Source organism: Kitasatospora sp. NPDC091257 (assembly GCF_044757675.1).
Lineage (GTDB): Bacteria > Actinomycetota > Actinomycetes > Streptomycetales > Streptomycetaceae > Kitasatospora > Kitasatospora lactacystinica.
Genome location: NZ_JBIVVI010000215.1, coordinates 1 through 9,531 on the forward strand (window position 1 = coordinate 1; position 9,531 = coordinate 9,531).

General features: G+C 74.6%; 9 protein-coding genes. 3 read left to right on the top strand and 6 right to left on the bottom strand.

The window, feature by feature from the left end; all coding sequences use genetic code 11:
• Positions 1-117: 117 nt before the first annotated feature.
• Positions 118-348 (bottom strand): ferredoxin, encoded by a 231-nt coding sequence (locus tag ACIQOV_RS13015; protein ID WP_401048089.1) that lies wholly within the window; start codon positions 346-348, stop codon positions 118-120.
• Positions 345-1,553 (bottom strand): cytochrome P450, encoded by a 1,209-nt coding sequence (locus ACIQOV_RS13020; protein WP_401048092.1) that lies wholly within the window; start codon positions 1,551-1,553, stop codon positions 345-347. The genes ACIQOV_RS13015 and ACIQOV_RS13020 overlap by 4 nt, the downstream gene beginning before the upstream one ends.
• 428 nt (positions 1,554-1,981) lie before the next feature.
• Between ACIQOV_RS13020 and ACIQOV_RS13025 the strand changes: the two genes are divergently transcribed.
• Both ACIQOV_RS13025 and ACIQOV_RS13030 read left to right on the top strand, forming a co-directional pair.
• Positions 1,982-2,368: a hypothetical protein gene (locus ACIQOV_RS13025; RefSeq protein WP_401048095.1), complete on the top strand. Its 387-nt coding sequence runs from the start codon at positions 1,982-1,984 to the stop codon at positions 2,366-2,368.
• A 167-nt stretch (positions 2,369-2,535) separates the two neighbouring features.
• Positions 2,536-3,177: a dihydrofolate reductase family protein gene (locus tag ACIQOV_RS13030; RefSeq protein ID WP_401048096.1), complete on the top strand. Its 642-nt coding sequence runs from the start codon at positions 2,536-2,538 to the stop codon at positions 3,175-3,177.
• A gap of 114 nt (positions 3,178-3,291) precedes the next feature.
• Here the strand turns inward: ACIQOV_RS13030 and ACIQOV_RS13035 are convergent, their stop codons facing one another.
• Complete coding sequence (locus ACIQOV_RS13035) at positions 3,292-4,302, bottom strand: TetR/AcrR family transcriptional regulator C-terminal domain-containing protein (protein ID WP_401048098.1); 1,011 nt, start codon at positions 4,300-4,302, stop codon at positions 3,292-3,294.
• A 124-nt stretch (positions 4,303-4,426) separates the two neighbouring features.
• On the opposite strand from ACIQOV_RS13035, the gene ACIQOV_RS13040 reads away from it, so the two are divergent.
• Positions 4,427-5,992 carry an MFS transporter gene (locus tag ACIQOV_RS13040; RefSeq protein ID WP_401048101.1) on the top strand — a complete coding sequence of 522 codons (1,566 nt, stop codon included), beginning with the start codon at positions 4,427-4,429 and terminating at the stop codon, positions 5,990-5,992.
• A gap of 93 nt (positions 5,993-6,085) precedes the next feature.
• On the opposite strand, the gene ACIQOV_RS13045 is transcribed toward ACIQOV_RS13040, so the two are convergent.
• From ACIQOV_RS13045 to ACIQOV_RS13055, 3 genes are all read right to left on the bottom strand, one after another.
• Complete coding sequence (locus ACIQOV_RS13045; protein ID WP_401048102.1) at positions 6,086-6,907, bottom strand: lysophospholipid acyltransferase family protein; 822 nt, start codon at positions 6,905-6,907, stop codon at positions 6,086-6,088.
• The gene (locus ACIQOV_RS13050; RefSeq protein WP_401048103.1) at positions 6,904-7,737 is read right to left on the bottom strand and encodes a GNAT family N-acetyltransferase; all 834 of its coding nucleotides are present in this window, start codon (positions 7,735-7,737) and stop codon (positions 6,904-6,906) included. The genes ACIQOV_RS13045 and ACIQOV_RS13050 overlap by 4 nt, the downstream gene beginning before the upstream one ends.
• A gap of 293 nt (positions 7,738-8,030) precedes the next feature.
• Positions 8,031-9,410 (bottom strand): serine hydrolase domain-containing protein, encoded by a 1,380-nt coding sequence (locus ACIQOV_RS13055; protein ID WP_401048106.1) that lies wholly within the window; start codon positions 9,408-9,410, stop codon positions 8,031-8,033.
• Between the last annotated feature and the right edge of the window lie 121 nt (positions 9,411-9,531).

Here is a 9,531-nt window from a genome sequence, read left to right on the forward strand (position 1 = left end):
GCTGCCCTGTCCCGCCCCCGCGCTGCACACCCGTACGCCCTGACGCCCTGATGCCTGACGCCGAGGCAGGTGCCGGCCGCCACGCCGGGCGGCCGGCACCGCCGGCACCGCCGCCCGTCAGCGCGCCGGGCGCAGCCGGATCGCCGAGGCCGGGCACATGGCGGCCGCCTCACGGGCCTGTTCCGCCGCCCGGCCGCCGGGGTCGGCGGCGAGCACGACGACCCGCCCGGCCTCGTCCTGGTCGAACACCGACGGCGCGGTCATCGCGCACTGCCCCGACGACACGCACCGCGAGGTGTCCGCCTCCACCCGTACGGTGGGCCGCTCGGGCCGATGGTCCCCGTTCACCACAGGACCGGGACCTCGCCGATGCCGCCCGCCAGCCGTTCGGAGTGGTCGCGCAGGCTGCGCGCGTCCACCGCCAGCCGCAGGCCGGGGAAGCGCCGGAACAGCGCGGTCAGCGCGATCCGCATCTCGGTGCGGGCGAGCGCGTTGCCGATGCAGTAGTGACCGCCGTGCCCGAAGGCCAGGTGCGCGTTGGGGGAACGCGACGGGTCGAAGGCGTCCGGTTCCTCGAAGGCCCGCCCGTCCCGGTTCGCGGCGTTGATGGCCACCAGTACCGCCTCGCCCCGCGCGATCGCCGTCCCGGCGACGGTGACGTCCTCGCGGGCGTAGCGGGTCAGGCCCAGGGCGCCGGGGGCGGCCATCCGCAGGACCTCCTCCACGGTGGCGCGGGCGGACCCCTCGGGGTCGGCGGTGAAGCGGTCGCGCCGGGCGGTGTCGCTCAGCAGGAACAGGACCCCCAGGTCGATCCGGGTCGACGTCGTCTCGTGGCCCGCGAACAGCAGCCCCACCGCCAGGCGGGTCATCTCCTCCTCGGTGAACGAGGGGTCCTGCGCCTGTGCGGCCAGGATGTCGCTGATCACGTCCTGCCCCGGCCGCCTGCGCTTCTCCTCGGCGACGGCGGCCACGTACGCCTCGAACTCGGCCATGGCCGCGGCCCCGTCGGCGCCGCCGTACAGCGCGGCGATCCGTTCCGACCAGCCGCGCAGCAGGTCCCGGTCCGCGACCGGCACGCCCAGCAGCTCGCAGATCACCATCACCGGCAGCGGGAACGACAGGTGGTCGTGCAGGTTGACGGCACGTTGCGGATCCCGCGAACGGTCCTCGTCCATCGCGTCCAGGCAGGACGCGGCGAGTTCCCCGATCCGCTCGCCCATCCGGCGCATCCGCGGCGCGCTGAACGCGGGCGCCAGCATCCGGCGCATCCGCGTGTGTTCGCGGTCCTCCTCCTCGGGCGTGACGGCGGGGCGTGTGTGCAGCGCCGAGGCCGAGATCCTCGGGGCGTCCTCGGTGTCGGGGCGCAGCCGGGAGAACCGGGTGTCGCTCAGGATCACCCGGGTTTCCTCGTAGCGGGTCACCAGCCAGGCCGGGTCGCCGGCGGGTGTCGTCACCCGCGTGATCGGGCCTTCCTCGCGCAGGCGTGCGAGCAGTGGCGCCAGGTCCAGGGCGTTGGGGCGTTCGAAGGGTAACTGCGGTGCGGGCGCGGTCATGGTCTCTCCTCACCGGCCGAAGGGCCACAAGAGCAGGGAACGCTTGGCGGAGCCGCTCTCTCCCGCGCGGCCGGGCCAGGACGGACGAGTGGCCTTCCGGGCCGGCAAGTGAGAGTCAGCTCTCTCTTCTCTCGGGAGAGTAACACCGTCGGCACGCACAGTCAGCCACTGCTGGACCGCACGCGGCGAAAGGGCGGCGGGCCCCCGCGGGCAGAATGGGGCGCCGTGCGGTCCGCCTCGTCGGACGGGTGGTGCGCCAGGGGTGAACACCCGCCCCCACGTTCGCGCGTGTGATCGACGATGTTCGGGCAAGTCCGCCCACGAACGGCTGCTTCGAGTCACCGGATATGTCGGATGTGTGACACGACAGGGCGGCCGGGCACGCTGGAGGCTGAGCCGACTCGCAGGCACGCAGCCAGGAGTGAGACATGTTCAGCAAAGTCCGTACCGCCAGGATCACCGCCGCCGTCGCCGCCACCACCCTGGCGGTGAGCCTGGGTGTCGTGGTCGCGCCCTCGGCCTCGGCGGCCGACGACTGTTGGCCCGGGGACAGCAACCGGTGGTACTGCTACAACGTGCCCGGCTCCCCGGTCTACGGCATGGTCGGCAACAACCACGCCTACCCGGACCCCTCCACGATCGTCGGCTACATGAACTCCAACCCCAGCTGGTTCTCCTGCAAGGAGGACAACCAGGCGTGGGTCGGCGGGCCGCACCCGAACCGCTGGCTGATGACCGTCGCCGACAACGGTCGACTCGGCTTCATGAAGGACACCGCCATCACCAGCGAAACCGATCCCGTCCCGAACTGCTGACCGCGAGGCGGCGTCGCACCGGCGGCCCGGGCCGGGCCGGGCGGCGGGTGCCGAAACCGGGTAGCGGAAACCGGGCAGCGGAAACCGGGGACCGGCGCGGCGATGAGTTTTCCGGCCCCGGAAGGTCTACATCTCGACGGGACGACCAACTCATCGGGAGTGCAGACATGGGCCTCATCCACATCGAACTGTTCGCGACCCTCGACCTCGTCGGGCAGGCGCCCGGCGGCCCCGACGAGGACCCGGTGGGGTTCCCGTTCGGCGGCTGGCAGGCGCCCCTGATCGACGAGGGCACCGGGGCGCAGATCCTCGCCGCGTACGAGGGCACGGACGCCCTGCTGCTCGGCCGGCGGACGTACGACATCTTCGCCGCCTACTGGCCGCACCAGAAGGACGGCGAGATCGCCGAGCTCTTCAACCGCGTCCCGAAGTACGTGGCGTCCCGCGGCACGCCCGGCCTCCCGTGGGCCGGGTCCACGCTGCTGGGCCCGGACCTGGCCGGCGCGGTGCGCGAGGTCCGTGACCGGCACGAGCACGTGAAGGTCGTCGGGAGCCTGGACCTGGTGCAGACCCTCCTGCGGGAGAAGCTCTTCGACCGTCTCGACCTGTGGGTGCACCCGATCGTGCTCGGCGTCGGGAAGAAGGTGTTCGACGGCGGCGCGGTGCCCACGAACCTGACGCTCCTCGAACCGCCGGCGGCCGGTGCGCAGGGCACCGTCTACCTGCGCTACGGGCTCGCCGACGGCACGCCCGGGACGGGCGACATGAGCGCGCCCGACCGCGGTCTCGGGCACGACGACGTCCGGTGACCCGATGACCACCGTCGACACCCGCGGGGTCACCCTGGGTGTCGAGCCGTCCGGTGACACCGGTGTGCCGACACGGCCTTCGGCGCTCCCCACCCCTCGCGGCGCGGCGGCGGCTCACCGCCGGGGCCGGCCACCCATGACCGGCCCGTCGCTGCCGGCCGGCAGCCGGGCCAGTTCCCCCATCGCCTCGCGCTCGATCCGCGCCAGCTCGCCCAGCAGCCCGCCGGCCCGCTCCAGCGGCGCCGCGTCCCCCGACTCCCCGGCCGCGCCGACCAGTCGGGCCACCTCGCTCCGGCCCGCCGCGGCCTCGGCGTACCGGTCGCGGGCGGTGCGCACCCGGGGGTCGTCGAGCAGCTCGGCGCACTCGGCGAGGAAGTCCCTGTAGAGGTTGCGTCGAGGACTGCCTTCGTGCGCATCCGCAGCGGCACCTGACGGGTGAGATCCGTGGGGAGGCGAGTAGAGCGCGGGGACCCGCTGGAGGCCGAACTCGAAGCGGGCGTCCATGTCCGGCGCGGTGAGGTCGTCGGCGAGGGCGACCAAGTTGGGGAAGGTCTCGGCGGGCAGGGCGCGGAACAGGTCGCCGGCGGCGTCGGCGATGTCCCGGCGGCTGGTGCCGAGCACCTCGGCGGCCGAGATCGGCGACTGTTCCTGGAGCACGAAGCCCTGGACGAAGGCGCCCAGCAGGTAGCTGGCCATGGCGGCGTCGGCGTCGGAGAAGCCGGCCGCGCGGAGCCGGTCCAGCTGGTCCTCCATCAGCCCGAGCAGGTGGGGCCCGGGGGCGAGCCGACCGGCGACGACCTTGGCCGCGTCCCGGGTGTCGAGCAGCAGGCGGCGGTAGCGCCAGCTGTACGCGTGGAACTGTTCGCGCCAGCCGCCGGTGCGCGGCGGGGGCTCGGCGGAGCCCAACAGCGCGTCGGTGAGCAGGTCGAGGAGCTCCTGCTTGTTGCGGACGTGCCAGTACAGCGAGGCCGCCTTGACGCCGACCTCGGCGGCGACCTTGCGCATGGACAGCCCGGCCAGGCCGTCCCGTTGCAGGATGCGCAGGGCGGCCTGGGCGAGGGCGTCCCTGGTCAGGGCGGGTGTCGTGTCGTCGGTCCCGGGCGTGTCGGGGTGGTTCTGCGGCATGGGTGTGCGGACGCCTCCGGCCGTGTGGTGGATTCCCGCTTGCAATCTAACACCGTTAGGTGCACTCTGTGGCTGTCGCGCCGACCCCTAACAGTGTTAGGGGCTCATGATCGGGAGGGAACCCATGGAGGAATCGAGCGCCCGCCGCCGACGGCTCGCGCTGCTCACGCTCTGCGTCACCATGTTCATGTCCATGCTGGACAACGTCATCGTCAACAACGCCCTGCCCCGCATCGGCCAGGAACTGGACGCCGGGATCAGCGGCCTGCAATGGGTCGCCGAGGGCTACAGCCTGGTCTACGCGGCCTTCGTGCTGACCGGTGGCGCACTCGGCGACCGCTACGGCCGCACCCGGGTGTTCCGGCTCGGCCTCGCCCTCTTCACGGTCGGATCGGCCCTGGCCGCGCTCGCCGACACGATCGGCGTGCTGGTCGGCGCCCGGATGCTCCAGGGCGTCGGCGCCGCGCTGCTCACCCCCGGCAGTCTCGCCCTGCTGCGGCACGTCTTCACCGACGAGCAGGAGCGGGCCAAGGCCATCGCCACCTGGTCCGGGGTCTCCGCGCTCGGCCTCTCGGTCGGACCGGTGGTCGGCGGCCCGATGGTCGAACACCTCGGCTGGGCCAGCGTGTTCTGGATCAACGTGCCGATCGGCGTCGCCGGACTGCTGCTCGCCGCCCGGGTGCTCCCGGACATCCCGCCGCGAGCCCGCCGGATCGACCTCGGCGGCCTCGCCCTGTCCGCCACCGGACTCGGCCTGCTGGTCTACGCGCTGATCGAGGGCCCGTCCCGGGGCTGGACCGACGCCCGGGTGCTCGGCTGCGGCGCCGCGGCCGCCGTGCTGCTGATCGCCTTCCTGCTGCTCGAACTGCGGCTCGCCGAACCGATGCTGGAGCTGCGACTGTTCCGCGACGGCATGCTGGGCGGCGCGCTGCTCAGCGGGTTCATGGTCAGCTTCGGGATGTTCGGCGCGCTGTTCTTCCTGCCGCTGATGATGCAGGGCACCCTCGGCTGGTCCCCGGCCGCCGCTGGCTACGCGGGGCTGCCGATGACCGCGATGCTGGTGCTCGCCGCGCCGCTCTCCGGCCGGCTGACCGCCCGCCACGGGCCCCGGCCGCCGCTGGTGCTCGGCCTCGTCCTCTGCGCGGCGGGCCTCGGCGGCCTGTCACTGTACGGCGACCACGCGCACTACCTCGAATACCTGTGGACGCTGTTCGCGATGGGCCTCGGGATGGGGCTCACCTTCACCCCGGTGTCGATCGGGGTGATGCAGCGGGTCGCCCCGGCCCAGACCGGGATGGCCTCGGCCGCCATCAACACCCTGCGCGAACTCGGCGGGGTGCTCGGGATCGCCGTGCTGGGCGCCGTCCTGACCGACCGGCTGACCGACTCCCTGACGGCCGCCCTGCACCGGCTCGGCGTCCCGCCGGACGCCGTCGGTCCGATCGCGGACGCGCCCACCGGCGCGGTGCACGGCGGTGGCGCAGCCTCGGCGGCACTGCCCGGTCCGCTCCAGGAGGCGGTGGACGGCGCCTTCATCGACGGCATCCACCTCGCCGTGCGCTGCGGGGCGGTCGCGCTCGCGGTCACCGCCGTCCTGGTCGCCGTCCTGCTCGGCCGGGCCCGTCCGATCGCCCCGCCGGAGGCCGTCCGTCCGCGGCCGGCGGAGCCGGCCGAGGCCCGCTCCGCCTGATCGGCGAACCAGTCGGCGATCCGGCCGGGGCCCGGCCGGGCGCACGGCATACCCGGACGTGCCCGTCGCACGGGCCGCCGCACCGGCGGCCCGTCAGCGGATGCCCTCGATCGCCGCCTGCGCCCTGTGGGCCAGCTCGCGCCGGGCGCCCGCCCGGGCGGGCTGCGGGCCGGGCGGCGCTATCGGCGGCAGGAAGGTCACGTCGGCGACCAGCCCGCGGGCCGCGACCACCCGGGCGAGCGAGGTGAGCAGCCCGTCGTCCCCGATGAAGGCGGGCACGCTGGTCGGCCGCCCGTCCGCCAGCCGGTAGCGGATCGTCACCGGCTGGACGTCGGCGCCCGCCTCCACCGCCGCCTGGAACAGGGCGGGCCGGAACCGGCCGCTCTCCCGCCCGCACCAGGTCGACCCCTCCGGGAAGACGATCACCGGTTGCCCGGAGCGCAGCACCCCGGTCACCGCGGCGACGGTGTCCGGCAGCGTCCGCAGCCGGTCGCGGTCCAGGAAGACGGTGCCGCACCCGGCGATCAGCGGGCCGAGCACCGGCCACTGCCGGACCTCGGTCTTGGCCAGTGACCGGCCCGGCCGACCGGCCGCGAGCAGTGGTATGTCCAGCCAGGACACGTGGTTGGCCACCACCAGCACCCCGCCGTCCGCGCCGGGACCCGGTCCGTCGGGCCCCGCGAGGTGGACGGTCACCCCGAGGGCGCGCAGTACCGTCCGCGCCCAGAGCCGGACCAGCAGGATCCGGGCGCGGTACGGGAACAGCCGGACCAGCAGGCCGAGCACGACCCCCGCCAGCACGGCGGTCAGACAGGCCGCCAGCCGCAGCGCCCGCCGGGGGTGGGAGACCTCCGGCGAGGCCTCGGCCAGGCAGGTCTCGGGCCGGCAGGTCGCCGTGGGCAGCCACACGCTCATGACGAGGCGCCCGAGGCGGGTACGCCGGACAGGAAGTGCCGCAGGTAGCGCGGGTCGGTGCGCTCCAGCGACAGCAGCACGTACAGGTCGGCGCAGTCGAAGTCCGGGTCGTACGCGGGCTCGCCGCAGACCCAGGCGCCCAGCCGCAGGTAGCCGCGGAGCAGGGCCGGCAGCGCGCCCCGCTCGGCGCGCGCCACCCCGGTGGCGTCCCAGCGGCGGTGCGGGGTGACCCGGTACTCCTCGGGCGCCAGGTGCTTGGCGCTGACGGTGTCCCAGACCCGGGCCGCGGTGGCGCCGCCGTCCGCCAGCTCGATCGAGCAGCAGCCGCCGACCCAGGTGTTGCCGGTGTCGGCCAGGTAGCGCGCGATGCCGCCCCACATCAGGTTGATGACGGCGCCGTTGCCCCGGTGGTCCGGGCGGATGCAGGAGCGCCCGAGCTCGACCAGGCCGGGGCGCACCGGCGCGAGCGCGGAGAGGTCGAACTCCCCGTCGGAGTACAGCCGGCCGGCCCGGCGGGCGGCCTCGGGGCGCAGCAGACGGTAGGTGCCGACGACGGCGCCCTGCTCGCCCTCGCGGACCAGCAGGTGGTCGCAGTACTCGTCGAACGGGTCGACGTCCAGGCCCTCGACCGGGCTGTGCAGCACCGCGCCCAGCTCGGCGCCGAAGACCTGGTGACGCAGCCGCTGGGCGGCGCGCACGTCGTCCTCGTCGCGGGCGAGGGAGACGGTGTACGCGGCCGGGGCGGCGGGCCGGGGGCGGCGCGCGGGGACCGCCTGGGCGTCGTGGGTGGGGGCGACTGCGGACGGAGCGTACGTGGGGACGGTGGTCATGGCGGACCCTCCAGGGCAGCACGATCGGCGGTGCCGTGGATCACCAGGGCACCGTCCCGGTCCGCAGGCGGTTGGGCATGAACGCGAACCGGTCCAGGTATGTCTCTCCGAGCCGGTTGGCATTTATGTTGCGGCCCGGCGGAGCGCAGATGTGCACCTGTTGAATGGGAACACCCGTGGCCCGGCGGTCACTTGTCCGGCACCCGGCGCTCGCCCGCCGGGGGTGGACAACTCCCGCCGCAGGGGCGTACGGCCGCATCGTGCGCCCCTGCGGCACGATCGCTACGCGCGGCTCAGAACGTCCGCCAGCCTTCCGGGTCGACCCCGCCCGGGACGGCGCCGGCCGGGCCGTACGGCTCACGGGTGTGGACGAAGGAGCCGATGTCGAGGTGGCTGACCGTGCCGTCGGGGTGGCGGACCACCCGCAGGGTCTCGCCCGCGTAGTAGTTCTCCACGCCGGTCCAGGTGCCGTCCGGTTCGGGCCGGAAGCGCGAGCCCCGGCCGGCGCCGGTGAGCGGGGTGAGCTCCAGTACCCGCCCGGGCCGCAGCCGCAGGGTGGCCGGCGCGGCGCCCCAGTACCAGGGGCCGGTGAGCTCCAGCAGCTCGGCGTCCACCGCGGGCAGCGGGCGCCACGGCTCGGGCAGCCGGGGCTCCAGTTCGGCGGTGAGCGCGATCAGCTGCGCCGCCAGGGCCGAGGCGCTGGCGCCGCTGGTGGCGTTGGAGAGGGCGTAGGCGGCCAGGCCGTCGGCCTCGCTGATCCACAGGCCCGCCGTGAATCCGGGCATCGAGCCGGTGTGCCCGTACAGCAACCGGCCCTCGTGGCGGCGCAGTTGCAGGCCGAGGCCGTAGCCGCTGGTCCACTCGGCGTCGTCCGGGGCGACGGCCGGGCAGCGCATCTCGGCGAGGGAGTCGGCGGACAGCACCTTGTCGTCGCCGGCCGTCAGGAAGGCCGCCCAGCGGGCCAGGTCGGCGACGGTGGACCAGAGTTGACCGGCCGGGCCCATCAGGCCGGTGTCGGTGAGCGGCTCGGGCAGCAGGACGTCGGCCCAGGGATGGACGGCGAAGCCCCCGGCGTGCGGGTGCTCGGGCAGCAGCGTGGTGCGGTCCATGCCGAGCGGGGCCAGCACCTCGCGGCGCAGCACCTCGCCCCAGGGCTCGCCGCGCAGCTTCGCCACCAGCGCGCCGAGCAGCGCGTAGCCGGGGTTGGAGTAGTGGTGGACCCGCCCGGCCGGGTGCTTCAGCGGCCGTTCGGCCTCCAGGAGGTCGCCGAGGCCCGGCCGCAGCGAGCCCTCGGTCCGCTCCCACCAGGGGCCGGGGGTCTCGGCGGTCAGGCCGGAGGAGTGCGCGAGCAGCTGGGCGACGGTCGCCTCGTCGGCGGGCGTGCCGGGCAGGTGGCGGGAGAGCGGGTCGGCGAGGTCGAGCAGGCCCTCGTCGCGCAGCCGCAGCACCAGCACGGCGACGAAGGTCTTGGTGAGCGAACCGATGCGGTACTGGACGTCCGGGGTGGGGGCGTGCCCGTCGACCATGCTGCGGGCTCCGCTCCACACCGGCTGCCCGTCGCGCAGGACCCCGGCGACCATGGAGGGCGTGCGACCCTCGGCCTGGGCGACGGCGAGCCGGTGCAGCAGCGCGCGGCGGGTGGCGGGCAGCAGCTCGTCGGGCAGGTCGGTCATGTGGGCTTCTGGACTCATCGACATATGCACGGACAGTAGCCCAGCCCGGGCCCGGGGCCGACCGATTAATCCGGTCCCGGCCCAGGCCCAGGCCCACGCCCCGGCCCAGGCCCGCGCCCAC

What these genes read in the sequence shown, in the direction of transcription:
- ACIQOV_RS13050 (WP_401048103.1), bottom strand. Translation starts at nt 7,737, where the DNA reads ATGACCACCGTCCCCACGTACGCTCCGTCCGCAGTCGCCCCCACCCAC.
- ACIQOV_RS13040 (WP_401048101.1), top strand. Translation starts at nt 4,427, where the DNA reads ATGGAGGAATCGAGCGCCCGCCGCCGACGGCTCGCGCTGCTCACGCTC.
- ACIQOV_RS13030 (WP_401048096.1), top strand. Translation starts at nt 2,536, where the DNA reads ATGGGCCTCATCCACATCGAACTGTTCGCGACCCTCGACCTCGTCGGG.
- ACIQOV_RS13045 (WP_401048102.1), bottom strand. Translation starts at nt 6,907, where the DNA reads ATGAGCGTGTGGCTGCCCACGGCGACCTGCCGGCCCGAGACCTGCCTG.
- ACIQOV_RS13025 (WP_401048095.1), top strand. Translation starts at nt 1,982, where the DNA reads ATGTTCAGCAAAGTCCGTACCGCCAGGATCACCGCCGCCGTCGCCGCC.
- ACIQOV_RS13020 (WP_401048092.1), bottom strand. Translation starts at nt 1,553, where the DNA reads ATGACCGCGCCCGCACCGCAGTTACCCTTCGAACGCCCCAACGCCCTG.
- ACIQOV_RS13055 (WP_401048106.1), bottom strand. Translation starts at nt 9,410, where the DNA reads ATGACCGACCTGCCCGACGAGCTGCTGCCCGCCACCCGCCGCGCGCTG.
- ACIQOV_RS13035 (WP_401048098.1), bottom strand. Translation starts at nt 4,302, where the DNA reads ATGCCGCAGAACCACCCCGACACGCCCGGGACCGACGACACGACACCC.